The sequence below is a fragment of the Achromobacter sp. GbtcB20 genome (assembly GCF_019091095.1).
GTDB classification, from domain to species: Bacteria; Pseudomonadota; Gammaproteobacteria; order Burkholderiales; family Burkholderiaceae_B; genus Achromobacter; species Achromobacter mucicolens.
In genome coordinates, this window is sequence record NZ_JAGXJZ010000016.1 from 120,262 (window position 1) to 144,772 (window position 24,511).

The 24,511-nt window shown below is 67.8% G+C and carries 23 protein-coding genes; 14 read left to right on the plus strand and 9 right to left on the minus strand.

The window, feature by feature from the left end:
• The first annotated feature begins 109 nt into the window (after window positions 1-109).
• Window positions 110-649 carry a tRNA (adenosine(37)-N6)-threonylcarbamoyltransferase complex ATPase subunit type 1 TsaE gene (gene tsaE / locus KVT32_RS20005; protein WP_081100995.1) on the plus strand — a complete coding sequence of 180 codons (540 nt, stop codon included), beginning with the start codon at window positions 110-112 and terminating at the stop codon, window positions 647-649.
• Window positions 577-1,959: an N-acetylmuramoyl-L-alanine amidase gene (locus KVT32_RS20010; protein WP_056320999.1), complete on the plus strand. Its 1,383-nt coding sequence runs from the start codon at window positions 577-579 to the stop codon at window positions 1,957-1,959. Before tsaE ends, KVT32_RS20010 begins: the two co-directional genes overlap by 73 nt.
• A 97-nt stretch (window positions 1,960-2,056) precedes the next feature.
• Here KVT32_RS20010 and KVT32_RS20015 read toward each other — a convergent pair whose 3' ends face one another.
• Window positions 2,057-2,695, minus strand: coding sequence for a VTT domain-containing protein (locus KVT32_RS20015; RefSeq protein WP_128830008.1), 639 nt, complete (start codon window positions 2,693-2,695; stop codon window positions 2,057-2,059).
• Between the two features lie 99 nt (window positions 2,696-2,794).
• On the opposite strand from KVT32_RS20015, the gene mutL reads away from it, so the two are divergent.
• A complete protein-coding gene (gene mutL, locus KVT32_RS20020) occupies window positions 2,795-4,789 on the plus strand; it encodes a DNA mismatch repair endonuclease MutL (RefSeq protein ID WP_217618771.1) in 1,995 nt (664 codons plus the stop codon).
• 1 nt (window position 4,790) lies between these two features.
• Entirely contained in the window at window positions 4,791-5,750 is a 960-nt protein-coding gene (gene miaA, locus KVT32_RS20025; RefSeq protein ID WP_175156658.1) for a tRNA (adenosine(37)-N6)-dimethylallyltransferase MiaA, read from the plus strand.
• Window positions 5,751-5,922: 172 nt separating this feature from the next.
• Here miaA and purM read toward each other — a convergent pair whose 3' ends face one another.
• On the minus strand, window positions 5,923-6,972 hold the full coding sequence (gene purM / locus KVT32_RS20030; RefSeq protein ID WP_062840295.1) for a phosphoribosylformylglycinamidine cyclo-ligase: 1,050 nt from the start codon (window positions 6,970-6,972) through the stop codon (window positions 5,923-5,925).
• A 281-nt stretch (window positions 6,973-7,253) separates the two neighbouring features.
• Between purM and hda the strand changes: the two genes are divergently transcribed.
• From hda to KVT32_RS20050, 4 genes are read left to right on the plus strand one after another with little or no spacing between them, the layout of a single operon-like run.
• A complete protein-coding gene (hda, locus tag KVT32_RS20035) occupies window positions 7,254-7,955 on the plus strand; it encodes a DnaA regulatory inactivator Hda (RefSeq protein ID WP_056320988.1) in 702 nt (233 codons plus the stop codon).
• Window positions 7,952-8,650, plus strand: coding sequence for an HAD family phosphatase (locus KVT32_RS20040; protein ID WP_128830006.1), 699 nt, complete (start codon window positions 7,952-7,954; stop codon window positions 8,648-8,650). Before hda ends, KVT32_RS20040 begins: the two co-directional genes overlap by 4 nt.
• Complete coding sequence (gene pcnB / locus KVT32_RS20045) at window positions 8,651-10,012, plus strand: polynucleotide adenylyltransferase PcnB (protein WP_062840293.1); 1,362 nt, start codon at window positions 8,651-8,653, stop codon at window positions 10,010-10,012. It begins immediately after the preceding gene.
• Between the two features lie 5 nt (window positions 10,013-10,017).
• A complete protein-coding gene (locus KVT32_RS20050; protein ID WP_180098871.1) occupies window positions 10,018-10,506 on the plus strand; it encodes a 2-amino-4-hydroxy-6-hydroxymethyldihydropteridine diphosphokinase in 489 nt (162 codons plus the stop codon).
• A gap of 33 nt (window positions 10,507-10,539) precedes the next feature.
• Here KVT32_RS20050 and KVT32_RS20055 read toward each other — a convergent pair whose 3' ends face one another.
• The 4 genes from KVT32_RS20055 to KVT32_RS20070 form a co-directional block, all read right to left on the minus strand.
• Entirely contained in the window at window positions 10,540-11,436 is an 897-nt protein-coding gene (locus tag KVT32_RS20055) for a sugar kinase (protein WP_175156662.1), read from the minus strand.
• Between the two features lie 66 nt (window positions 11,437-11,502).
• Complete coding sequence (locus KVT32_RS20060) at window positions 11,503-12,336, minus strand: CoA ester lyase (RefSeq protein WP_217618772.1); 834 nt, start codon at window positions 12,334-12,336, stop codon at window positions 11,503-11,505.
• On the minus strand, window positions 12,333-13,526 hold the full coding sequence (locus KVT32_RS20065; RefSeq protein ID WP_082586256.1) for a CaiB/BaiF CoA-transferase family protein: 1,194 nt from the start codon (window positions 13,524-13,526) through the stop codon (window positions 12,333-12,335). Before KVT32_RS20065 ends, KVT32_RS20060 begins: the two co-directional genes overlap by 4 nt.
• Entirely contained in the window at window positions 13,523-14,353 is an 831-nt protein-coding gene (locus KVT32_RS20070; RefSeq protein WP_217618773.1) for a MaoC family dehydratase N-terminal domain-containing protein, read from the minus strand. Before KVT32_RS20070 ends, KVT32_RS20065 begins: the two co-directional genes overlap by 4 nt.
• Window positions 14,354-14,541: 188 nt before the next feature.
• Between KVT32_RS20070 and KVT32_RS20075 the strand changes: the two genes are divergently transcribed.
• Window positions 14,542-15,435 carry a LysR family transcriptional regulator gene (locus KVT32_RS20075; protein WP_056320969.1) on the plus strand — a complete coding sequence of 298 codons (894 nt, stop codon included), beginning with the start codon at window positions 14,542-14,544 and terminating at the stop codon, window positions 15,433-15,435.
• Window positions 15,436-15,495: 60 nt separating this feature from the next.
• On the opposite strand, the gene paaG is transcribed toward KVT32_RS20075, so the two are convergent.
• From paaG to KVT32_RS20090, 3 genes are read right to left on the minus strand one after another with little or no spacing between them, the layout of a single operon-like run.
• Complete coding sequence (gene paaG, locus KVT32_RS20080; protein ID WP_217618774.1) at window positions 15,496-16,302, minus strand: 2-(1,2-epoxy-1,2-dihydrophenyl)acetyl-CoA isomerase PaaG; 807 nt, start codon at window positions 16,300-16,302, stop codon at window positions 15,496-15,498.
• Entirely contained in the window at window positions 16,299-17,411 is a 1,113-nt protein-coding gene (locus KVT32_RS20085; protein ID WP_217618775.1) for an acyl-CoA dehydrogenase family protein, read from the minus strand. The genes paaG and KVT32_RS20085 overlap by 4 nt, the downstream gene beginning before the upstream one ends.
• Before the next feature lie 33 nt (window positions 17,412-17,444).
• Window positions 17,445-18,635 (minus strand): acyl-CoA dehydrogenase family protein, encoded by a 1,191-nt coding sequence (locus KVT32_RS20090; protein WP_152383506.1) that lies wholly within the window; start codon window positions 18,633-18,635, stop codon window positions 17,445-17,447.
• Between the two features lie 213 nt (window positions 18,636-18,848).
• Here KVT32_RS20090 and KVT32_RS20095 point away from each other — a divergent pair, with 213 nt between their 5' ends.
• From KVT32_RS20095 to KVT32_RS20115, 5 genes are read left to right on the plus strand one after another with little or no spacing between them, the layout of a single operon-like run.
• The gene (locus tag KVT32_RS20095; RefSeq protein WP_056320959.1) at window positions 18,849-19,253 is read left to right on the plus strand and encodes a Zn-ribbon domain-containing OB-fold protein; all 405 of its coding nucleotides are present in this window, start codon (window positions 18,849-18,851) and stop codon (window positions 19,251-19,253) included.
• Window positions 19,250-20,422: a thiolase gene (locus KVT32_RS20100; protein ID WP_152383504.1), complete on the plus strand. Its 1,173-nt coding sequence runs from the start codon at window positions 19,250-19,252 to the stop codon at window positions 20,420-20,422. Before KVT32_RS20095 ends, KVT32_RS20100 begins: the two co-directional genes overlap by 4 nt.
• 17 nt (window positions 20,423-20,439) lie before the next feature.
• Window positions 20,440-21,957, plus strand: a complete 1,518-nt coding sequence (locus KVT32_RS20105) for a class I adenylate-forming enzyme family protein (RefSeq protein ID WP_217618776.1) — start codon at window positions 20,440-20,442, stop codon at window positions 21,955-21,957.
• A gap of 56 nt (window positions 21,958-22,013) precedes the next feature.
• Entirely contained in the window at window positions 22,014-22,988 is a 975-nt protein-coding gene (locus tag KVT32_RS20110) for a tripartite tricarboxylate transporter substrate binding protein (RefSeq protein ID WP_152383502.1), read from the plus strand.
• A gap of 19 nt (window positions 22,989-23,007) precedes the next feature.
• Complete coding sequence (locus tag KVT32_RS20115) at window positions 23,008-23,973, plus strand: nitronate monooxygenase family protein (protein ID WP_152383501.1); 966 nt, start codon at window positions 23,008-23,010, stop codon at window positions 23,971-23,973.
• Window positions 23,974-24,511 lie beyond the last annotated feature (538 nt).

Genomic DNA, 24,511 nt, shown 5'->3' on the forward strand with positions numbered 1-24,511 from the left:
TCACGACATATTGAGAATAAATATCAGTTATAGGTTAGCAGAAACCCGCATTCCTATAATTGCTCCAAACTGTGCTCCGATCCTCGTTTTTTACCACTCGCCCCGCGCCATGTCCGCCCCCCTTGCCACCCTGACTTTGCACCTGCCCGACGAAGCCGCCACCGAGGCGCTGGCACGCCAGCTGGCGCCGATGGTCACGGGCGCCAAAACCGGCCTGCCAGGCGCGTGTATTCATCTCCAAGGTGATCTCGGCGCAGGAAAAACGGCCTTCTCCAGGGCATTGTTGCGTGAAAGCGGCATCACAGGCCGAATCAAGAGTCCAAGCTACGCCCTGCTTGAATCCTATAAACTTTCTAACTTATACTTCTATCACCTTGATTTTTATAGATTTAGTGATTCGCGCGAATGGTTGGACGCAGGATTTCGGGATTTACTGCGTGACGATGCGGTCGTTTTGATCGAATGGCCGGAGCGGGCAGAAGGCCTTTTGCCCCCACCGGACCTGCTGATCTGCCTTGCCTATGCAGGCGACGGACGTGACGCCACCCTGACCGCGTACACCGCCCGAGGACAAACATGGTTGAACGCGATTGTCCCCCCGCCCCTGACGGCGCCCTCCCCTCGGCAGGCGCCACCCGCCGACGCCTGATCAGCGTCGCCGCCACGCTGCTCGTCCTGCCGGTCGTGCCGCGGCTGGCGCAGGCCGCCACGATCCTGGCCGTACGGACTTGGCCTGCCGACGAATACACCCGCGTCACGCTGGAACTGGACAGCGAACTCAAGGCTGAACAGTTCACGCTGGAAAATCCCCACCGCCTGGTGGTCGACATCGAGGGACTGACCCTCAGCGCGGCCTTGAACGATCTGGTCTCCAAGGTCCGGCCCGACGATCCCTACATCCAGAGCCTGCGCGTGGCGCAGAACCGCCCGAACGTCGTGCGGCTGGTGTTCGATCTGAAGCAGCCCGTGGCGCCGCAGGTGTTCACGCTCAAGCCCGTTGCCGACTACCAGTACCGGCTGGTGCTGGACCTGTACCCCAAGATTGCCCAGGATCCGCTGATCGCGATCCTGAACAAGTCCAGCGGTCCCGATGTGGACGATCCGCTGGCGCGCATCCTGGAAGACATCCAGCGCAACCCGGTGACCCGCGCGGATCCGCCGGAGCCGCCCCGCGTGCGCGGCCAGCAGCCGGCGCCCGCCCTGCCGACCCCGCCCAAGCCCCCCGCCACCGCCAGCCGCGGCAAGCCGCGCATGCTGACCATCGCGCTGGACCCCGGCCACGGCGGCGAAGACCCGGGCGCCATCGGCAAATCCGGCCTGCGCGAAAAAGACGTGGTGCTGCGCATTGCGCGGCGCCTGAAGTCGCTGATCGACAGCCAGCCGTACATGCGTGCTTATCTGACGCGGGACGACGATTACTTCGTGCCGCTGCACGTGCGCGTGCAGAAGGCGCGCCGTGTGCATGCGGACCTGTTCATCTCCATCCATGCGGACGCCTGGGTCAAGCCCTCCGCCAACGGCTCGTCGGTCTTCGCGCTGTCCCAGCGCGGCGCCACCAGCGCGCAGGCCCGGTGGATGGCCGACAAGGAAAACGCGGCCGACCTGATCGGCGGCGTCAACCTGGGCAGCCACGACCGCCAGGTCGCCAAGGTGCTGCTGGACCTGTCCACCACGGCCCAGATCAACGACTCGCTCAAGGTGGGCAACGCCTTCCTGGACGAAATCAAGAAGATCAACCGCCTGCACAAGAACAGCGTCGAACAGGCCGGCTTTGCCGTGCTGAAGGCGCCGGACATTCCGTCGGTGCTGGTCGAGACCGCCTTCATCAGCAATCCCCAGGAAGAAGCCCTGCTGCGCAGCGCAGGGCACCAGGACAAGCTGGCGCAGGCCATGATGACCGGCATCCAGCGCTACTTCACCGCCAACCCGCCGCTGGCGCGCCTGGGCGACGTGAGCTAGGTTTTACGCGCGATCCCGGCCCTTTGGCCGGGCCCATGAAAAAAAGGCTATGCACCCGTTGGCGCATAGCCTTTTTGTTTGGGCGCCGCGCGCCGCCCTAGTGCGCCCGGCGTGCGCGCACCAGCTTGACCAGGCCGGCCCCCACGACCGGCACGACGGCCGCCGCCAGGCCCACCAGGACGATGGTGTTCAGGTGATCGCGAATGATCGGGATGTTGCCGAAGAAGTAACCCGCCGCGACCAGGCTGATCACCCACAGCAGCGCGCCCATGATGTTGAACATCTGGAAGCGCGCCATCGACATCTCGGCCACGCCCGCCACGAAGGGCGCAAAGGTGCGCACCACCGGGATGAAGCGCGACATGACGATCGTCTTGCCGCCGTGCTTTTCATAGAAGGCATGCGTGCGCATCAGCGCGCCGCGGTCCAGGAAGCGCAGGTTCATCGAGAACACCCGCGGCCCGATGTAGCGGCCGATCGCGTAGTTCAGCGAGTTGCCGGTCACGGCCGCCACGATGAGCAGCACCGACATCAGGATGGGGTCGATATGGCCCGTGGCGCCAAAGGCGCCGGCGATGAACAAGAGCGAGTCGCCCGGCAGGAAAGGCAGCACGACCAGTCCCGTCTCGGCAAAGACGATGAGAAACAGCACCAGGTACACCCACACGCCGTATTGCTCGACCCAGAGACCCAGCGTCTGGTCGATGTGGAGCACCATATTGAAAAACTCGAGCATTGAAGCGGCCCTGATATCGGATGTGAATTTGTCAGCGACTATAGCCCACTGGAGCATGACGCTAAAATCGTCCGCACTGCTACATAAGATCTGGGCCACATGACCGAACGTCGTTCCATCCTTGCGCTTCCTGACCTGCTGATCAGCCAGATCGCCGCTGGCGAGGTCATCGAGCGCCCCGCGTCCGTGCTCAAGGAAATCCTTGAAAACGCGATCGACGCAGGCGGGCGCGCCATCGAGGTCCGTCTCGAAGGCGGCGGCATCCGGCGTATTGCGGTGACGGATGACGGCGGCGGTATCCCGCCCGACGAACTGCCCCTGGCGCTGGCCCGCCACGCCACCAGCAAGATCCGCTCGCTGAACGAACTGGAATCCGTGGCATCCATGGGGTTTCGCGGCGAAGCCCTGGCCTCGATTGCGTCCGTGGCCCAGGTGTCCATCATTTCGCGCACCCGCGACGGCGACCATGCCTGGCAGATCGACGCGGGCAGCATGCAGGTCAGCCCCGCCTCCGGCCCGCCCGGCACCACCGTCGACGTGCGCCAGCTCTTCGACGCGGTGCCCGCGCGCCGCAAGTTCCTGCGCTCCGAAGCCACCGAATTCGGCCATTGCGTCGACGCCATGGAGCGCATCGCGCTAGCGCATCCGCAGATTGCCTTCCGCCTGTTCCACCACGACCGCGCGCAGCGCCAGTGGCTGCCGGCCGAACCGCCGCAGCGCATCCGCGACGTGCTGGGCGCCGAATTCGCCGAGCACGGGCTGTTGCTGTCGCATTCGGTCGGCACGGTCAGCCTGGCCGGCATGATTACCCGGCCGACCGCCGCCCGCGCCCGCGCCGACCGCCAGTACCTCTACGTCAACGGCCGCTACGTGCGGGACCGCACCGTCAGCCACGCGCTGCGCGCGGCCTACGCCGACGTGCTGCACGGCGACCGCCAGCCCGCTTATGTGCTGTTCCTGGACATCGATCCGGCCGCCGTGGACGTGAACGTCCACCCGGCCAAGCACGAGGTGCGCTTCCGCGACAGCGGGGCCGTGCACCGCTTTGTTTCGCACGCGGTCAGCCAGACGCTGGCGCAGACCGGCGGCTCGTCGGCCGTGGCGCCTGCGGCACAGGCCGATGACGGCGGATTCGAAACCGTCGCGCGACCGGCGGGCGACGCCGCCTCCTCCGACGCCGCCGCCCCCGCCTACCGCCCTGCGATGCCGGCCCCGTCGGAATCGCCGCGCCCGGGCTATGGAGGCATGAATGGCGGCACGGCAGGCAGCACAGCGGGCGGCGCGCATGCCGGTGCGCACCCCGGCTCGGGCAACGGCGCCGCCTATGGCCTGCGCCCGTCGCCCGCCTCGCAGCGCCCGCATACCCAGGTGCCCTTCCGCCTGCACGCCGAACCGGCTGGCATTCCCGCCGCCGACTGGCAATCGCTCTACCGCCCCCTGACCGACGACACCGCCGCCCGGGCGGCGCCCCTGCGTGAACCGGCGCCCGCCGCGCTGCCCGCCGACGAAGAACACCCGCTGGGCATGGCGGTGGCGCAGTTGCACGGCGTGTACATCCTGGCGCAGAACCGTCGCGGCATGGTGCTGGTCGACATGCACGCCGCCCACGAGCGCGTGGTCTACGAACAGCTCAAGCAGGCCCTGGACGCGCGCAGCCTGCCGCGCCAGGACCTGCTGGTGCCCGTGGTGTTCCACGCCCAGGAAAAGGACGTGGCGCTGGTCGAGGAATTCGAGGAACAGTTGAACGACCTGGGCTTTGAGATGCGTCCTTCCGGCCCCACCTCGATCGCGGTCCGATCAGTGCCTGCCATCCTGGCCCGCGGGGACATCGAAACCCTGGCCCGCGCCGTGTTGCGCGATCTGGGCGCGGTGGGCGTCTCGCGCCTGTTGACCGAACAGCGCAACGAACTGCTCTCGACCATGGCCTGCCACGGCTCCGTGCGCGCCAACCGCAAGCTCACCCTCGAAGAGATGAACGGCCTGCTGCGCCAGATGGAATCCACGGAACGGGCCGACCAGTGCAACCACGGCCGTCCCACCTGGGTGCAATGGTCCATGTCCGACCTGGACAAGCTCTTCCTGCGTGGGCAATAGCTTGCCTGCATCCCTCTCCCCCGTTTTGCCCCCGGTCATCTGCCTGGCGGGCCCCACCGCGGCCGGCAAGAGCGCCTCGACGCTGGCCCTGGCCGAACGCTGGCCGCTCGAGATCGTCAACGTGGACTCGGCCACGATCTACCGCGGCATGGATATCGGCACCGCCAAGCCCTCTCTTGAAGAACAGGCCCGCGTTCCGCAGCACCTGCTCGACATCCTGGACCCGGCGCAGTCGTATTCGGCCGCGGAATTCCGCGCCGACGCGCTGCGCCTGATCGCCGACATTCGCGCGCGCGGCCGCATCCCGCTGCTGGCGGGCGGCACGATGATGTACTACAAGGCGCTGCGCGACGGCCTGGACGATCTGCCGCAGGCCGATCCCGCGCTGCGCGCCGAACTGGAAGCGCGCGCCGCCCGGCTGGGCTGGCCCGCGCTGCACGCCGAGCTGGCGAAGCTGGACCCCGTCACGGCCGCGCGCCTGGCGCCCAACGACAGCCAGCGCATCCAGCGCGCACTCGAAATCTGCCAGCTTTCCGGCCAACCGATGTCGGCCCTGCTGCAACGTGCCCAGCGCAAGCCGGACGATGACGCCAACCGCTACGTGACGATCAGCCTGGAGCCCTCGGACCGCGCCGCCCTGCACGCCCGCATCGAGCAGCGCTTTGACGCCATGCTGCGCCAGGGACTGCTGGACGAGGTGCGCGGCCTGCACGCCCGCGCCGACCTGCACCCGGGCCTGCCGTCCGTGCGCTGCGTGGGCTACCGCCAGATGTGGGCGCACCTGGACGGCCAGATCGACCTGGACACCGCCCGCGAACAGGGCATCGCGGCGACGCGGCAACTGGCCAAGCGCCAGATCACCTGGCTGCGCGCGCAGCCCGATCGCGTCATCGTCGACTGCCTGGCCGCCGACGCGGTCGCGCAGACGATCGACGCCGTGGCGCTGGCGCTGGCGGACTGACGGGCGGCATTCAAAGGTGTCTGACACCCCCTGAGACGGCATCGCAGGATGAAGTTGGTCTCGTCGGGGTGTCAGACACCTTTGAATGCCGCCCAGGCGCCCTCACGCGGCGCCAAAAAAAAATGACCGCCATCACGGCGGTCATCTTCATTGCAGCGCGATCGCCGCGGCGTCACACCACGAAGGTCTGCGCCATGCCGGCTTCCTGGGGCACGATCTCGCCCAGCTTGCTGACGGTCTCGCCCTGCTCGCGCAGCGTGGCGGCAATGGCGTCGGCCTGAGCCGGATCCACCACCAGCACCATGCCGATGCCGCAGTTGAAGACGCGGTACATCTCGGTGTCCTCGACGCCGCCCTGCGCTTGCAGCCACTGGAACAGCTTGGGCATTTCCCAGGCGTCGCGGTGCAGCTTGGCAGCCAGGCCGTCCTGCAGGATGCGCGGCACGTTGTCCAGCAGGCCGCCGCCGGTGATGTGGGCCAGGCCCTTGATGTCGGTGCCGTGCTTGGCCAGGGCGGCCAGCACCTGCTTCACGTAGATGCGGGTCGGCGCCATGACCACGTCAACCATTTTCTGGCCGTGGAAATCGTCGTCGGGCTTGGCGCCCGCGCGTTCCAGGATCTTGCGCAGCAGCGAGTAGCCGTTCGAATGCGCGCCGCTGGAAGCCAGGCCCAGCACCACGTCGCCCGCCTTGATGGACTTGCCGTCGATGATCTTGGACTTTTCCACCGCGCCCACCGCGAAACCGGCCAGGTCGTATTCGCCGTCGGGGTACATGCCCGGCATTTCGGCGGTCTCGCCGCCGATCAGCGCGCAACCCGACAATTCGCAGCCCTTGGCAATGCCGCCCACCACTGCCGCCGCCGTGTCCACCGACAACTTGCCGCAACCGAAGTAATCCAGGAAGAACAGGGGTTCTGCGCCCTGCACCAGGATGTCGTTGACGCTCATGGCGACCAGGTCGATGCCCACCGTGTCGTGGCGGTTCCAGTCGAAGGCCAGGCGCAGCTTGGTGCCCACGCCGTCCGTGCCGGACACCAGCACGGGCTCCTTGTAGGTCTTGGGCACTTCGAACAGGCCGCCAAAGCCGCCGATACCGGCCAGCACCCCGGGGCGCATCGTGCGCGCGGCAAGGGGTTTGATTCGGTCGACCAGGGCGTCGCCTGCGTCGATGTCGACACCGGCGTCGCGGTAGGTCAGGGGGGCTTTAGGTTGGTTCGTCATGAGAAATGCCGTGGGGTATGTAACAATTGCTGGGATTTTGGTGGAACGCCCTGCATTTTACGATGACCCGGCCGCGGACAGGCGCTAAAGGGCGCAAACCCCCGCCAGGCCAAGCGTTCGGACGCGACACCATCGCCTCAGGTGGTTTAAAGTGTAGGGTTGGCCGGTATTGATTTTGCCAGTTTCTACATGGCCCTTGTATCACCGATTTTTCTTGGCTTTTTGCGGCGGCCCGGCCTGGACCTTCCGGCGCCGCCGAAAACGCCTGATTGCTAACTCTCATGAACCGCCAGCTGCTGCTCGACGTTCTCCCCGCGCCAGCGCCATCGCTGAACAACTACATCGCCGGCCCCAACGGAGAAGCGGTGGCAGCCGTGCGTGCGCTCAAGCCCGGCCGTGCCCTGTACATCTGGGGCGCCGCCGGCTGCGGCCGCACCCATCTGCTGCGCGCCCTGACCGCGCGCCCGGATGCCGTCTACATCGACCCGGCCAACGGCGAAAACATGCTGCGCCGCCTGGCCGAAGCCGATTCCAAATCGCCCATGCCCCACTTCGTGGCCGTCGACGACGTGCACCGCATGGACGACAGCCGCCAGGCCGCCCTGTTTGCGCTGTACAACCGCTGGCGCGAATCGGCCGCCACGCAGCGGGCCTTTGCGCTTGCGCTGGCCGGCGACCGCGCGCCGCTGTCTATGCCGCTGCGCGAAGATCTGCGCACGCGCCTGGGCTGGGACCTGGTGTTCCGGCTGGATCCGCTGTCCGACGCCGACAAGCTGGCCGCGCTGTCGGCGCAGGCCGCCGAACGCGGGCTGCACCTGGCGCCCGAAATCATCAACTGGATGCTCACGCACCACGAGCGCGACATCCGCAAGCTAGCGGCGTTGCTCGACGCGCTGGATCGTTATTCGCTGGCCACCGGCCGTCCCATCACCCTCCCCCTGCTGCGCGCCATGCTCGCAGATCCTGATTCACAACGCACATGACCACCCGACGTCTTGCCCTGTTCGACCTTGATCACACCTTGCTGCCGCTCGACAGCGACTATCAATGGGCCGACTATCTGGCGCGCACGGGCCGCGCGGGCGATCCCGTCGAGGCCCGCCGCCTGAATGACGATCTGATGGAGCGCTACAACCGCGGCGAACTCACGGCCGAACAGGCCGCCGAATTCATGCTCGGCCTGCTGGCCGCGCACGCGCCTCACGATCTGGCCGTCTGGCACGAAACCTTCATGGGCGAAGTCATCCGCCCGTCCATCACCCCCGCCGCGCGCGACCTGGTGGACGGCCACCTGGAAGCCGGGGACCTCTGCGCCATCGTCACGGCCACCAACAGTTTCGTCACCGCCCCGATCGCCCGCGCGTTCGGTGTGCCCCATCTGGTCGCGACCGATGCCGAGTACCTGCGCGGCCGCTACACGGGCCGCATCCTGGGCACGCCAAGCTTCAAGGAAGGCAAGGTGGTGCGCGTGAACGACTGGCTGGGCAGCATGGGCTTGGGGCTTGCGGATTTCTCCGAATCGTTTTTCTATAGCGATTCGGTCAATGATGTGCCGCTCCTCGAAAAAGTGACCCGTCCGATTGCCGCCAACCCCAGCCCCGCCCTGCGTGCCATTGCGCAGGAACGCGGCTGGCAAGTGATCGACCTGTTCGACCACATGGAAGATTCGAAGTCCTAAATGATCACTGAAACCATAAAAAAATTCGTCGGCCGGCTATTCGCGCCGACACCCAGGGGGCCGTTGCGCATCGGGCGCGACAAACACGGCATCGACCGCCGCAACGTGTCGCGCCACGCCATCAAGGTGTGCGAGGTGCTGCGCCAGCATGGCTACGAAGCCTATATCGTCGGCGGCGCGGTGCGCGACCTGATCGTCGGGCTCGAGCCCAAGGACTTCGACGTGGCCACCAACGCCACGCCCGAACAGATCCGTCCGCTGTTCCGCCGCGCACGCATCATCGGCCGGCGCTTTCAGCTTGTGCATGTGGTGTTCGGCCAGGAAATCATCGAGACCTCCACCTTCCGCGCCCCCGCCTCGGAAGACCAGGAAACCGACGAACACGGCCGCATCCTGCGCGACAACGTGTTCGGATCCCAGGAAGAAGACGCCAAACGCCGCGACTTCACCATGAATGCGCTGTACTACGACCCGCACAACGAGGAAGTCATCGACTACCACAATGGCGTGGCCGACCTGAAGAAGCGCCAGATCCGCATCATCGGCGATCCCGTCAAGCGCTACCGCGAAGATCCGGTCCGCATGCTGCGCGCGGTGCGCTTTGCCGCCAAGCTGAACGGCACGATCGATCCGGCCACGCGCGAGCCCATCAGCACCATGGCCGACCTCATCGAGAACGTGCCGGCCTCGCGCCTGTTCGACGAGATGCTCAAGCTGCTGACTTGCGGCCATGCAATGGACTGCCTGCGCCAGCTGCGCGCCGATGGCCTGCACAACGGCCTGCTGCCGCTGCTGGACGTGGTGCTTGAACAACCCGGCGGCGAACACTTCGTGGAACTGGCGCTGGAACGCACCGATGCGCGCGTACGCGCCGGCAAGACCATCAGCCCCAGCTTCCTGTTTGCCGCGCTGCTGTGGCAGCAGGTCGAAGTGCGCTGGAAGCAGTTGCGCGCGCAGGGCGAGCACACCATTCCGGCCCTGTCGTCGGCCGCGGACTCCGTGCTGGACGAACAGACCGAGAAGCTCGCCATCCAGCGCCGCTTCTCGTCCGACATGCGCGAGATCTGGTTCATGCAGCCGCGTTTCGAGCGGCGCATGGGCAAGACCATCTACCGCATGATCGAGCAGCCGCGTTTCCGCGCCGCCTGCGACTTCCTGCAGCTGCGCGCCGCCGCCGGCGAGTTCGACAGCGTGCTGGCGCAGTGGTGGATGGATCTGGCCAATGCCGACGACGCCACCCGTGCCGACATGATCGAAGAAGTGTCGCGCCAGCCGCGCGAAGCCAGCGACGCCGCCGCGCCCGCGCGCCGGCGCCGCCGTCCGCGCCGCAGCGGGCCGCGCAGCGCGCCCGCCGGCGAGTAACCGCGGTGCCGCAGCCGCCTGTCCGCGCCTACGTGGGCCTGGGCGCCAATCTGGGCGACAGCGCGGCCACCCTGCGCCAGGTCCTGGCGCAGCTCGAGGCCACGCCCGGCATCGCCGGGGTGACGGCCTCGCCGTTCTACCGCAGCGCGCCGGTCGACGCCACCGGCCCCGACTTCATCAATGCGGTGGCCGCCCTGGATACCGTCCTTGCGCCGCTGGCGCTATTGGATGTCCTGCAGGCGCTGGAGCACGAACACGGCCGCCTGCGTCCCTACCGCAATGCCCCTCGCACGCTCGATCTGGATCTGCTGCTGCACGGCGATGCACAGCTTGATCACGAACGGCTGATCCTGCCCCATCCCCGTCTGCATCTGCGCGCCTTCGTCCTGCTGCCGCTGCGCGACCTGGCGCCTGACCTGTCGGTGCACGGCAAACCGATGGATGCGTGGATCGGCGCGATCCACGACCAGCCCATCGAACGGCTCGCGGGCTGATCACGCCCATCGGGGCGCGCCGCCTGCCGCGCGTCAGCCCTTGGGCGTGAAGGCCATCATGGCGCGCTCGACGTCTTCCACGTCCGGCAGCCCCGCCTCATTACCCAGATGCTGGATCTTGTGCGCCGAGGCCGCGCGCGCGAACGTGAAGTGCTCGATCCAGGGCTGGTCCGGCCGCGTCAGGTAGGACCACACGTAGGCGCCGTGAAACACGTCGCCAGCCCCCGAAGTGTCGATGATCCGCGAGGCGGGCACATCCAGCGAAGGCAGCGTGTCGACGCGACCCGTTTCGTCGTACCAGAGCATCCCGCGCTCGCCCATCGTCACCGCGCCGATGCGGCAGCCGCGCGCCTTGAGCAGGTCCAGCAGGCCCTCGGGCGGCAGGTTCAGTTGTTCGCACATGCGCTCGGCGCACACGGCCACATCGATGTAACGCAGCAGTTCGTCGGTGTTCTCGCGCACGCCGCCTCCGTCCAGTGACGTCAGCACGCCGGCCTGGCGGCACGCCCTTGCGTAATGCAGCGCGGCATCGGGCTGATGGCCGTCCAGATGCAGCGCGCGATAGCCGGCGATGTCCAGGCGGGGAAAGTCGTTCAGGTAGTCGGCATCGCGGGCGCGCAGGATGGCGCGCTTGCCGTTGTTGGGCATGATGAACGACAGCGACGACCGCCGCACGTGCCGCGCGTGCAGCGTGACGCCATGCGCGGCGGCCATGTCCGTGTACATGTGCCCCAGCCAGTCGGGCGCCAGGGAACAGATCAGATCGGGCGGCAATCCCAGCCGCGCGCAGGCAAAGGCCGCCGTGACCGCATTGCCGCCGAAAGACACCGCGTAATCGCGCGCCACGCTTTTCTGGTCGCCCGTGGGCCATTCGTCGGCCAGCACGGTTACGTCGATGTAGGTATGTCCGATAAAAAGCGCCTCGCCCATGGGCCCGCCCTGTCAGTTGCGCGCGGGGCGCCTCGGTGTGGTCTGGACGAGGCGCCGGCGCGAGAATCAGCCGCGCGCGGACTCGCCCGCCTGCGCCAGCACCAGACGCGCCCGTGCGATGACGGGCGCGTCGACCATCTTGCCATCCAGCATGAACGTGCCCGCGGCCGTGTCGCGGTGCGCGGCGACAACGCGCCGCGCCCAGTCCAGTTCCTGCTGCGCCGGCACGAACGCGGCGTGAATGACCGGAACCTGCGTGGGATGGATGCACAGCATCCCGCCGAACCCCATCTGCTGCGCGCGGCCCGCGGCGGCCGCCAGGCCCGCCTGATCCTGCACGCCGGGAAAAACGCCGTCCAGCGCAGGCGCCAGACCCGCCGCGCGCGTGTGGAGCAGCACCTGCACCCGCGCGTGGTCCAGCACCGTCGCGGCGCCCGGCGTGTCGGGCGTCAGGCCCAGATCCAGGCCGTAGTCCAGGCTGCCGAACGCCAGCCGCACGACGCCGGGGGTCGCGGCGATCTCGCCCGCATTGAGAATGCCCTGCGCAGTTTCAAGGATGGGGATCACCGGACAGCCGGCCTGCGCCGCGTGCCGCACCTGCATCATGCTTTCGGCCTTGGGCAGCAAAATGCCCGCCACGCCGGCCTTGCCGCGGCAGGCCTTCAGATCATCGTCGTGCCAGGAGGTGGAGGCGTCGTTGATGCGAACCCAGAGGCGGGCCTCGCGATGCATGCCCAGGAAGTCGCACAGGGCTTCGCGGGCCGACGCCTTGGCCAGGTGTTCCACGGCGTCTTCCAGGTCCACGATGACGGCGTCCGCACCGGCGGCCAGCGCTTTGGGGATGCGCTCGGGCCGCGAGGCCGGCACAAACAGGGCGCTACGAACGACGGGATGTGTCACACGACCTCCGAGGCATGGAACTGCGCCACCTGATCCGGCGCGTATCCCAGAGATGCTAGCACCGCATCGGTGTTTTGGCCCACCGCAGGCACCGCGCCCATGCGCGGCGCGAACGCGTTGCTGCTGGCGGGCGGCAGCAGCGCCGGCAGCACGCCGGCCGGGCTGTCGACCTCGCTCCAGCGCTGGCGCGCCTGCAATTGCGGATGCGCCCACACGCCCGCCATGTCGTTGACGCGGGCATTGGCGATCTGCGCGTCTTCCAGGCGCTGCGTCACCTGCTCGATGGACAGGTCCGCAAACGCCGCCACGATGAGCGCGCGCAGGGCGTCGCGGTTGGCGGTGCGCAGCGAGTTGGAAATGAAGCGCGGGTCTTCGGCCAGATCGGCCTGGCGCAGCACCTGAGCGCAGAAGACGCGCCATTCGCGTTCGTTTTGCAGGCCCAGCATGATGGTCGACCCGCCGCCCACCGGGAACGGCCCGTACGGATAGATGGACGCGTGGGCCGCGCCGGCGCGCACGGGCGGCGCCGCGCCGTCGAAGGCGTAATACATGGGAAAGCCCATCCACTCGACCATGCTTTCGAGCATGGAGACGTCCAGGCGGCTGCCCACGCCGGTGCGCTGGCGCAGCAGCAGCGCGTTCAGGATGGCCGAATACGCGTACATGCCAGCAGCGATGTCCGCGATGGAACACCCCGCCTTGACCGGATCGTCCTTCGTGCCGGTGACCGACAGGAAGCCGCTTTCGCTCTGGATCAGCAGGTCATAGGCCTTCTTGTCCTGGTAGGGGCCGCCTTCGCCGTAGCCCGAGATGTCGCAGACGATCAGGCGCGGATGCTTCGCGTGCAGCGCCTCGAAGGACAGTCCCAGACGCGCGGCGGCGCCGGGCGCCAGGTTCTGCACCAGCACATCGGCCGATTCCAGCAGGCGGTCCATGATCCCGGCCGCTTCGTCGCGCTTCAGGTCCAGCGTCAGGCTCTCCTTGGAGCGGTTGGTCCAGACGAAGTGCGAGGACAGCCCGCGCACGCGCTCGTCGTAGCCGCGGGCGAAGTCGCCCGTGCCCGGACGTTCAATCTTGATGACGCGCGCGCCCATGTCCGCCAACTGGCGGGTGCAGAAAGGCGCGGCGATGGCGTGTTCCAGGCTGACGACGGTGATGCCGTCCAGCGGGCGGGAGGCCTGCATGTTCATTCGGTGAACCTCAATTCGGCTTGGTGGGCGAGCGTGCCGTCCTGCTCGGCCCAGAGCTGGGCGACGCCCGGCTTGGACAGGCGGCCGGCAACCTGGAAAGGCGTGGGGGAAATCAACGGGCGCAAGCCGCGGTAGGCCAGGTGCGTGAGACGGGCCTTGGGATGGGCGCGGACAAACGCGGCAACCATCTCGGTGGCGATGAGCGGACCGTGCACGACGAGGCCGGGATAGCCTTCGACGCCGGTGACGTAGGGGTGGTCGTAATGGATGCGGTGGCCATTGAACGTGACCGCTGAATAGCGAAACAGCAGTACGGACGTGGGATTGACCGTGTCGCGCCATTCGGCCTGCGGCGCGGGTTCGCTGCCCGTCAGCTTGGGCGGCGAGGGCTGGCGGTACACGATGTCCTGCTCTTCCAGAATCGCAACCTCGCCAGACTGCCGGTATTCGTGGCGAACGGTCACGAACAGCAATGCCCCGGTGCGGCCCGCCTTCTCCTTGACCTCGGCCACGGTGGAGACGCGCTCGGCCGGCACGCCTACCTTGAGCGGCTGGCGGAATTCGACCCGGCCGCCGGCCCACATGCGGTTGCGGTCCTGCGCGGGCGGCAGGAACCCGCCGCGCGAGGGATGCCCATCCGTCCCCAATCCATCCATGCCTACCGTGGCAATGAAGAACGCCCATTGCCACAGCGGCGGCAGGTCGTCTCCCTGGGCCGGCACCGGTCCGCCCAAGGTGGCGGCGATACGCGCGGCGTGGCCGGGATCCATGGCGTCCGCCTTGCGCTCGCCGCTGCCGATCCATGCGGCCGGATCTGTAGATGTCATGCCTAGCTCCTCTGGTGGTGTTTTTACAGACTGAAGCATGCCCGCAAGCCGTCTGGGCTGTGAATTCGTTTTTCCTCAAGGCGGGGTTTGCTGCGCCTGAATCGGCCATCCACGCCCTGGCTAGCCGTCGCAAATCGATCCCTATCCCGAATGGCAGCCCCCCGGCGCCACGCCGTAATATATGGACCATGCACTTCGACCTTGCCGACCTCCGACTGTTCATCCACATCGCCGAATCCCCCAGCCTGACGCAGGCGGCCAAGCGGGCGCATCTGTCCCTGGCCGCGGTCAGCGTGCGGATCAAGGCGCTGGAAAACCAGCTCAATTCCCGCCTGCTCTACCGCGACAGCCGCGGTGTCGAGATCACGCCTGCCGGGCAGAAACTCTTGCAGCACGCGCGCGTCATCATGCGGCAGGTGGACCACCTGAAGCACGATTTCCAGGAACAGTCCGACGGCGACGCGGGCCACATCCGCATCTTCGCCAACACCACCGCCGTCACCGAATTCATGCCGGACATCCTGGCGCAATTCCTGTCGGGCCACCCCGGCGTCACGGTGGACCTGCAGGAACGCCTGACCCGCGACATCGTGCGCGGCGTGCTGGACGGCACCACCGACCTGGGCATCGTCGCGGGCCCGGTGGATGCGCCGGAATTGCAGACCATCCACTTCAGCACCGACCGCCTCGTGCTGGTCGTGCCCAACGGCCATCCGCTGCAGGATCAGGACAAGGTCAAACTGGCGGACGCCGTGCGCTACCCGTTCATCACCATGCACGAAGGCTCCACGCTGGTGGCTTTTCTGCGCGACCAGCTCGAGCGCATCGGCCAGCGCCTGCCGCAGCGCATCCAGCTCTACAGCTTCGACTCGATCTGCCGCATGGTGCAGGCGGGCGTGGGCATCGGCGTCATTCCCGACTCGGCCGCGCGCCGTTACGGGTCGGAGACCAAGCTGCAAGTCGTCGAACTGGACGAACCCTGGGTGGTGCGCGAGCGCAAGCTGCTGGTGCGCGACATCGACGCCCTGCCCGGCTGCGCGCGCGAACTCATCGATCAGATCCAGACGCCGCGACAAGCCTGAATCCAGCGCGACTGCTTTTCCGGGGCGCCTTTTTTCCGAGGCGCCTTTTTTCGCCGCGCCTCATTTGCCCATGAACGCCGGCGGCCGCTTCTCCGCGAACGCGCGCATGCCTTCGAGGTAGTCGTCGGTGTACCCCAGTTCGCGCTGCAGCCCGCATTCCAGATCGAACTGCTGCGCCAGCGTGTTGCCGCTGGACGCCTGCAGCGCCGCCTTGGTGGCCGCGTAGGCGCGCGTGGGGCCGGCGGCCAGCGTGTCCGTCACCTGCCCGATCGTGTCCGCCAGCGCCGCGTCCGGCACGACGCGCCAGATCAGTCCCCAGGATTCCGCCTGCGCCGCCGACACCGGTTCGCCGAAGAGCGCGGCCCCCATCGCGCGCGCCGATCCCACAAGGCGCGGCAGGAACCAGGTTCCGCCCGCGTCGGGCAAGAGGCCGATCTTGCTGAACGCCTGCACGAAGCGCGCCGATTCCACCGCGAACACCACGTCGCAGGCCAGCACCAGGCTTGCGCCCGCGCCGGCCGCCACGCCGTTCATGACGCACACCACCGGCACGGGCAAGGCGCGCAGGCGGTTGATGAGCGGCCGGTAGCACTTGTCCAGCATGACGCTCAGGTCCCGGCGCGAGCCGTCCTCGGCGGGCTTGCGTTCACCCAGATCCTGCCCGGCGCAGAATCCGCGGCCGGCCCCGGTGATCACGAGCCCGCGCAGGCCCGCGTGCCCTTCCAGCAGGTCCAGCGCGCGCGACAGCTCGCCGTGCATTACCTCGGTGAAGCTGTTCATGCGCTCGGGCCGGTTCAGCGTGATGACGCCAACGCCGCGATCCAGCGTGAACAGGATCTGCGTGAAGGCCGGTGCGTGCGCGCTCATGCCGATTCCTCCAGAACGGCCAGTTGCTCGGCGGTATCGCCCATCAGTTGATCGACCACGGTCAGCCGCTTGAAGTAGTCGCCCACCTCCAGTTCGTCCGTCATGCCCATGCCCCCGTGCAACTGCACGGCCAGCTGCGCGACCAGGCGCCCGGCGCGGGCGGCCTCGAGCTTGGCCGATGCGATCATGCGGCGCCGCTGCGCGGCGTCGGATTCCGTCAGCGCTGCGACGGCCACATAGGCCATCGACAGCGCAAGCTCCTTGGCCACCAGCATTTCGGCCAGCCGGTGCTGCAAGGCCTGAAACGACGCCAGCGGCTGGCCGAACTGCTTGCGGGTCTTCAGGTAATCGACCGTGATTTGCAGCAGGCGCTCCATCGCCCCTGCCGCGTGCGCGCACAGCGCGGCGGTGCCCCACTGCAAGGCCTGCGCCAGCGCGTGGTCGGCCGCCTCGCCTTCTGCCAGCAATGCCTGCGCGGGAACCGGCACCGCGTCCAGGTCCAGCCGCGCGCAGCGCGCGCCGTCCAACGTGGGCGTATCCGTCACACGCACGCCGGCGGCATCGGCGGGCACCGCCAGCAGGACCGTCTGGCCGTCCTCGCCCTTTGCACTGACGAACCACGCATCGGCGGCCGCGCCGTGCCACACCAGATGCTTGGCCCCGTCCACCCGCCAGCCTTCAGGGGTGCGGGCAACGCGGCAGTCCTGCGGGCCGGCGGCGTAACGGCGGCCGGGCTCCTGCCACGCCACGCTGACGATGGCCTCGCCCGACGCAATGGCCGGCAGCCAGCGCCCGCGCGCCGTCTCGCCGCAGGCGTCGGCCAGCGCCGCGCCCATCACCGCGCTCGGAATGACCGGCTCGGACACGAGCCCCCGCCCCAGTTCGACGTGCACCGGCAGCAGGCTGGCGGGCACTTCGCCGAAGCCGCCGTGATCTTGCGAGATGTTCAGGCCCAGCACGCCCAGTTCGGCCAGCGCCTGCCACGCCTGCCGGTCCAGCTTGCCGCTAGCCTGCCGGGCCCGCCGCTGCGGAAAGGTCCATGCCTGGTCCCCCAGGCGGCGCAGGCTGTCGGCCAGCATGCGCTGTTCTTCGGTGTAGATGAAATCCATGCGTCGTGTTCCTGTCGAGGTTGCGCGGCGGGCCTACACGCCCAGCACCAGGCGGGCGATGATGCCCTTCTGCACTTCGGTCGTGCCGCCGTAGATCGAGGTCTTGCGCATATCCGCGTAACCGGCGCCCGCGGCCGCGGCCATCTCCGGACCCGGGCCATGAAACGCATTGCCGGCCTCCATCCAGTCCGGGTCGTACGGCCACGCGTCCGGCCCCGCGACCTCCATCTGCAGCATGGCCAGGTCCTGCTGGATCTCCGAGCCGCGGATCTTCAGCACCGAGGCCTCCGGGCCCGGCGTGCCGTCGTTGCTGGCGGCCACGCGCAGCAGCAGCATCTCCAGCGCCATGATGTCGACTTCGATGCGCGAGATGCGGTCGCGCATGCGGCTGTCCTGCAAGAGCGGCTTGCCGCGCGTTTGCGCGCGCGCCGCCATGTCCTTCAGGATGCCCAGTTCGCGGTGGCAGTGGCCCAGGCCCGCGATGCCCGTGCGCTCGTGGCCCAGCAGGTACTTGGCGTAGGTCCAGCCCTGGTTCTCCTCGCCGACGAGATTGGCGGCCGGCACGCGCACGTTTTCCAGCCAGACCTCGTTGACGTCGTGACCGCCGTCCAGCGTGCGAATCGGCCGCACCGTGACGCCCGGCGAACGCATGTCGATAAGCAGCATGGAGATGCCGCGTTGCGCGCGCGCCTCGGGGTCGGTGCGCACCAGGCAGAACATCCAGTCGGCGTATTGGGCAAGCGTGGTCCAGGTCTTCTGGCCATTGACGACGTATTCGTCGCCATCGCGCACGGCGCGCGTCTTGAGCGACGCCAGGTCCGACCCCGAACCGGGCTCGGAATAGCCCTGGCACCACCAGTCCTCCACGCGGATCATGCGGGGCAAGAAGCGGGCCTGCTGCTGCGCGCTGCCGTACTTCATCAGCACGGGGCCGATCATCGACAGGCCGAACGGCAGCAGCCGTGGCGCCCCCGCCTTGAAGCATTCCACTTCGAAGATCAGGCGCTGCAAGGCGTTCCAGCCCGTGCCGCCGTGTTCGACCGGCCAGTTCGGCGCGCCCCAACCCTGGTCGGCCAGGACGTTGTGCCAGCGCACGTAGTCGTCGCGTTCCAGCCGCTGGTGCCGCAGCACCTTGGCGCGGATGTCCTCGGGCAGTTTGTCGGCGGCGAAGGCGCGCACGCTCTCGCGGAATTGGCGCTCTTGCGGCGTCCAGGTCAGGTTCATGGTCCACCTCCTTTGCCCGGTATCTAGCCACGGCGCGCACGGCCGGACAATCTGCCTCTTCCGAAGACGGGCTTCGCGCTGCGTGTAGGGCGCGCCGCCCACTACGGATTGGCAAAAGTCCTGCTTCAGCAATGAAGAATGGCCGAAGCGGGTGGCAGTGCGGACACTAGGGCCTGTTCCGTTTCACCCGATCCACTGGAATCCCATCGCACCATGACTGCTCCCGATCAGACGGATGGCGTGTCGCAAGGCGTCGAGGCGCAGTACCGCCAGGCGCTCGACGACGGCCGCTTCCTCATCCAGCATTGCGCCGGCTGCGACCGCGCCGTGTTCTATCCCCGCATGATCTGCCCGCACTGCGGCGCGGACAAACTTGGCTGGGTCACGCCCGACGGACGCGGCACCGTCTATTCCACCACCGTCGTGCGGCGCAAGCCCGACGCGGGCGGCGACTACAACGTGGCGCTGATCGACCTGCAGGAAGGCGTCAGGCTCATGAGCCGCGTCGACGGCGTGGCGCCGGACGCAGTTCGCATCGGCATGGGCGTTCGCGCGCAAGTGATCCAGCAGGACGGGCGCGGACTGGTGGTTTTCGTGCCCAACAAGGAGGCGCCATGACGCTGAACGAATTGCGCGGCGCCGTCGCGGTGGCCGGGGTAGGCCACGCCGGCCTGGGACAGGCCGCTGGCTTTACCGAAATGGAAATCCTGGTCCAGGCGGCGCAGCGCGCCGTCGCGGACGCGGGCCTGACGATGCGCGACATCGATGGCCTGTGCACCGCCAGCGTCGCGGCCCCGATGTGGGCCATGCCGGTGATCGAACACCTGGGCATCCGGCCCACGTTCATCGACAGCACCATGCTGGGCGGGTCCAGCTTCGTGGCGCATCTGATGCCGGCGCTGCACGCGCTGGCCTCGGGCCAATGCAACGCGGTGCTGGTCTGCTACGGCAGCACGCAGCGCACGTCCACGCTGAGCCGCGCCGAGATCGGACGCGTGCGCAAGCAGTTCGACCCGCAACCGTATGAAACGCCCTACGATCCGCTCAGTCCGCTGTCCTCGTATGCGCTGGCGGCGGCGCGGCACATGCATCAGTACGGCACCCGGCGCGAAGACCTGGCGCGCGTGGCGCTGGCGGCCAACCAGTGGGCGCAGCTGAACCCCGAAGCGCAATTGCGCGAACCGGCGACGCTGGATCAGATCCTGTCCGCGCGCATGGTGTCCGATCCGCTGAGCGTGCGCGACTGCTGCCTGGTCACTGACGGGGCCGGCGCCTACGTGCTGGTGCGCGCCGACCGCGCGCGCGACCTGCCGCGCCCGCCCGTGTACGTGCTGGGCAACGCGACGGCGGTGTGGAACCGGCAGATTTCCTCCATGGAAGACCTGACCGTCACGGCCGCCGCCGAATCCGGACGCCGCGCCTACGCGATGGCGGGCGTCGCGCCGCGCGACATCGACGTCGTGGAACTCTACGACGCCTTCACCATCAACACGTTGCTGTTCCTGGAAGACCTGGGCTTTTGCGCCAAGGGGGAAAGCCGCGACTTCATCGCGGACGGGGCCATCGCGCCCGGCGGCAGGCTGCCCGTCAACACCAATGGCGGCGGCCTGTGCTGCGTGCATCCGGGCATGTACGGCGTCTTCATCATGATCGAGGCGGTGCGCCAGCTTCGCGGGGAATGCGGCGAACGGCAGGTCGCGGATGCGCAGCTTGCGCTGGTGCATGGCAATGGCGGTACGCTGTCCAGCCAATCGACCGCCATCCTGGGCACCCAGGCAACCCTTTGATCCCCACGTATCAACCCATGTCTCACGCTGAATCGATCACCCGCATCCACGACGTCCTGGCGCTGCAGGCGCGCCGGCAGCCCGACGCCATCTGTCTGTACGAGGAAGGCGGCGGCACGCTGACCTATGGGCAGTTGTGGCAGCGGGTGCAGGATACGGCCGACTGGCTGCGCGGCCAAGGCGTGCAGCCCGGCCACCGCGTGATGATGGTGGGCGAGAACTGCACGGCGATGATCGCCACGCTGTTTGGCTGCGGCGTGGCAGGCGCATGGCCGGTGGGCGTGAATGCGCGACTGTCGGCGCGCGAGGTCGAGAACATCCGCCACCATGCGCAGCCCGAATTGGTGCTGTACACCAGCGGCGTGTCGACGGCGGCTGCCGCGCACGCCGCAGCGGCGGGCGCTTCCGATGCCGACGCTGCCGTCTGGGGGCCGGGCATCGCTGCCGCGCGCGCGCCCTCTCCCACCCAGGCCGAGACGGGCGATCTGGCCGGCGAGGTGGCCACGGTGATCTACACGTCCGGCACCACGGGCGCGCCCAAGGGCGTGATGGTGCCGCACCGGGGCCTCGTGCATTTCGCGCGGGTGTCGGCGGCTTCGCGGCGCCTGACGCCGCACGATATCGGCTATGCCGCGCTGCCCATGTCGCACATCTTCGGCATCGCGACCGTGCTGATGGCCACGCTGCACGCGGGCGCCAGCCTGGTGCTGCGCAGCCGCTTCGACCCGCAAGACGTGTTCAAGGCGCTGGCGCATCCCGGCGTCAGCATCCTGCAGGGCGTGCCGACGATGTTCAGCCGCCTGATGGCTGCGGCGCCGCCCCGCGCGGAACTGCGTGCGCCGGCCCTGCGCTACCTCTACACCGGCGGCGCCGCGCTCGACCCGACGCAAAAGCGCGACGCGGAACGCTACTTCGGCGTGCCGATGCACCACGGCTACGGCATCACCGAATATGCGGGTTCGATGTTCATCACCGACATCGACGCGCCGCGCGACGACTGCTCGGCGGGTCATGCGGTGGAAGGCGTCGAGCTGCGCATCGGCAGCCCGGATGTGTTCCCGGAGCCCGGCTCGCGCGGCGACCTGCTGATCCGCGGCCCGGGCGTGATGCTGGGCTATTACCGCAACCCGGACCAGACGGCGCAGGCGCTGCTGCCGGGCGGCTGGCTCAATACGGGCGACATCGGCTACCTGGACGCGAGCGGCGCATTGTTCATCGCGGGCCGGTCAAAGGACCTCATCATCCGCTCGGGGTTCAACGTCTACCCGATCGAGGTCGAGTCGGTGATCAATGCGTTTCCCGGCGTGCGCCTGTCCGCCGTGGTAGGCCGCGACACCGCCGATCACAACGAAGAAGTCATCGCGTTTGTCGAGCCCCTGCCCGGCGCGACGATCGACACGAATCTGCTGATGCTGCACCTGCGCGCCCAGCTTGCGCCGTACAAGCGGCCGGCACAGATCATTCCCATCGAGACGATTCCCACCACCGTCAGCGGCAAGATCCTGAAGCAGCCGCTGAAAGAAAGGCTGGCGTAGGCGCGGGCTGACGTTCCGCTCCACGACCGGCCACCCATGCACAAGGAGACAAGAGCGTGAACATCAAGACCCTTATTGCCGCGGCCGCCGCCGTGGCTGCGCTGGCCGGCGCCCAGACCGCGACGGCACAAACGTATCCGGACCGTCCCATCCGCCTGCTCGTGGGCTACGCGCCGGGCGGTCCGGTCGACACGACGGCCCGCGTCTTCGCCAAATACCTGGGAGACAAGCTGGGGCAGGCGGTGGTGGTGGAGAACCGCGCGGGCGCCAGCGGCATGATCGCGTCCGACGCCACCGCCAAGGCGACGCCGGACGGCTACATGCTGGGCTTTGCCGCCAGCCCCACGCTGACGATGTCGCCGCTGGTCCAGCGCAGCACGCTGTTCGATCCGCGCAAGGATTTCTCGCTGATCGGCCTGGTGGTCGATTATGCCAACGTGCTGCTGATCGGCCCGCAGATTCCAGCCAAGAACGTGGGCGAACTGGTGACCTACGCGCGCGAGCATCCGGACGCGGTGTCGTTCGGGTCGGCGGGGATCGGCGCCTCGAATCACCTGTCGGCCGAGCTGCTCAAGAAGCAGGCGCAGGCGTCGATGCTGCACGTGCCGTATCGCGGCAATTCGCCGGCGATGATGGACGTGGTGAGCGGCAAGGTGACGTTCATGTTCGACATCACCAGCACGGCCATTCCGTTCATCAAGAGCGGCAAGGCGCGGGCGCTGGCGGTGACGTCCAAGACGCGCAATCCCGAATTGCCCGACGTGCCGACGATGAGGGAGGCGGGCATGAAGGACTACGAGGTGGTGGGCTGGTATGCGCTGGTCGGTCCGAAGAAGCTGCCCGATGCCGTCACCGCGCGTCTGACCCGCGCCCTGGCCGAGGTGTCGAAAGATCCCGCCTTCCGCCAGGCGATGACCGAAGGCGGCTATTCGATCAACACAGGCGATTCCCAAGCCCTGCAGGAACGTATCGACCGCGAGTACGCGTTGTGGTCGGACGTGATCCAGACCGCCAACATCCAGGCCAACTGACCTCCCCCGGAGCAACACGATGAATCCCCCGTCCGCCCTGCGCGACCAGATCCGCCTGCCTGTGATCGGCGCCCCGATGTTTCTGGTCTCGGGGCCGCAACTGGTGGTCGCGCAGTGCGCGGCGGGGATCATCGGGACGTTCCCGTCGCTGAACGCGCGGCCGCAAGAGCAGTTGCACGCGTGGATCACGCGGATCGAGGACGGGCTGGCGGCGCGGCGGCTTGCCGCGCCGTCCGAGAAGGTGGCGCCGTATGGGGTGAATCTGATCGTGCATCCGAGCAATCCGCGCTGGCAGGGAGACCTTGCGATCTGCGCGGAACGCCGGGTGCCGCTGCTGATCACGTCGCTGCACGCGCCGGAGGCGGTGGTGAAGGTGGCGCATGCCTATGGCGGCATCGTCTTTCACGACGTGACGAACGTGCGGCATGCGAAGCGGGCGCTGGATGCGGGGGCCGATGGGCTGATCCTGGTTGCCGCGGGCGCGGGCGGACATGCGGGGCAGATCAATCCGATCGCGCTGGTGAACGAGATCCGGGCGTTTTACGACGGGCCGTTGGCGCTGTCGGGGTGCATCAGTCACGGAAAGGACATTCTGGCTGCGCAGGTGCTGGGGTGCGATTTTGCGTACATGGGGACGCGGTTCATTGCGACGCAGGAGTCGTTGGCAGGAGATGCTTACCGGGAAATGGTGATGGCGGCGCAGGCGGCTGATGTGACCTACACGCCGTACTTCTCGGGGGTGCCGGCTAATTATTTGTCTGAGAGCATTCTGGCGGCGGGGTTGGATCCTGTTGTGTTGGCCAGCAATGGCGTGGCCCCGCCGGCGAACATGGACAAGAGCTCGCGGCCGAAGGCTTGGAAGGATGTCTGGAGTGCTGGGCAGGGCGTGGGGGCTGTGCAGGAGGTGTTGGCTGTGGCGGAGTTGGTGGCGCAGTTGGAGGGGGAGTATCTCGGGGCTATTGCTGCTGTGCCTGGAAAGGGTTGAGTTCTTTTGACGCCCGGCGCGGCGTCGGCCTGGGGCGCGCGGGGCTACGATTGCGGTCCGGAGCCTTCGCTCCGGACTGCCCCATCCTCATCCTCGTTGCCGCCTGCGGCGGCTGCCTTCGGATTCCGTCGGGCGCATCTACACGCCCCGCGCACCCCAGGCCGACGCCACGCCGGGCTCCGGTGGTTTGAACTTGGCGGTCGCTGGGGTGGGTGGGGTTCTTAAGGTTCTTGCCCGCACTTGCACGGGTTTGGAGCTTCTTGCGGGGCCCGCGCCCGATTGGCCGCGCGGGCGGCCTCCGGGCGCTTACGCGGTGTCTTGCGTTCGCGGATGACGCTTCGCGCTTGCGGGGCCGGTTCGAGATCGGATATCTGCTCGAACATCTGCCCGTGTCTGACACTCTTCTGCTCGGGTGTCTGACACCCTTGAGGCACATCGTCGGCATCGCTTCGGTGTCTGACTGAGCTAACCCGGATTTCTCGGACAGTTTGGTTAGGACACATTGGCCTCGACCTGGGCTGGGGTTTTATAGCCTAGC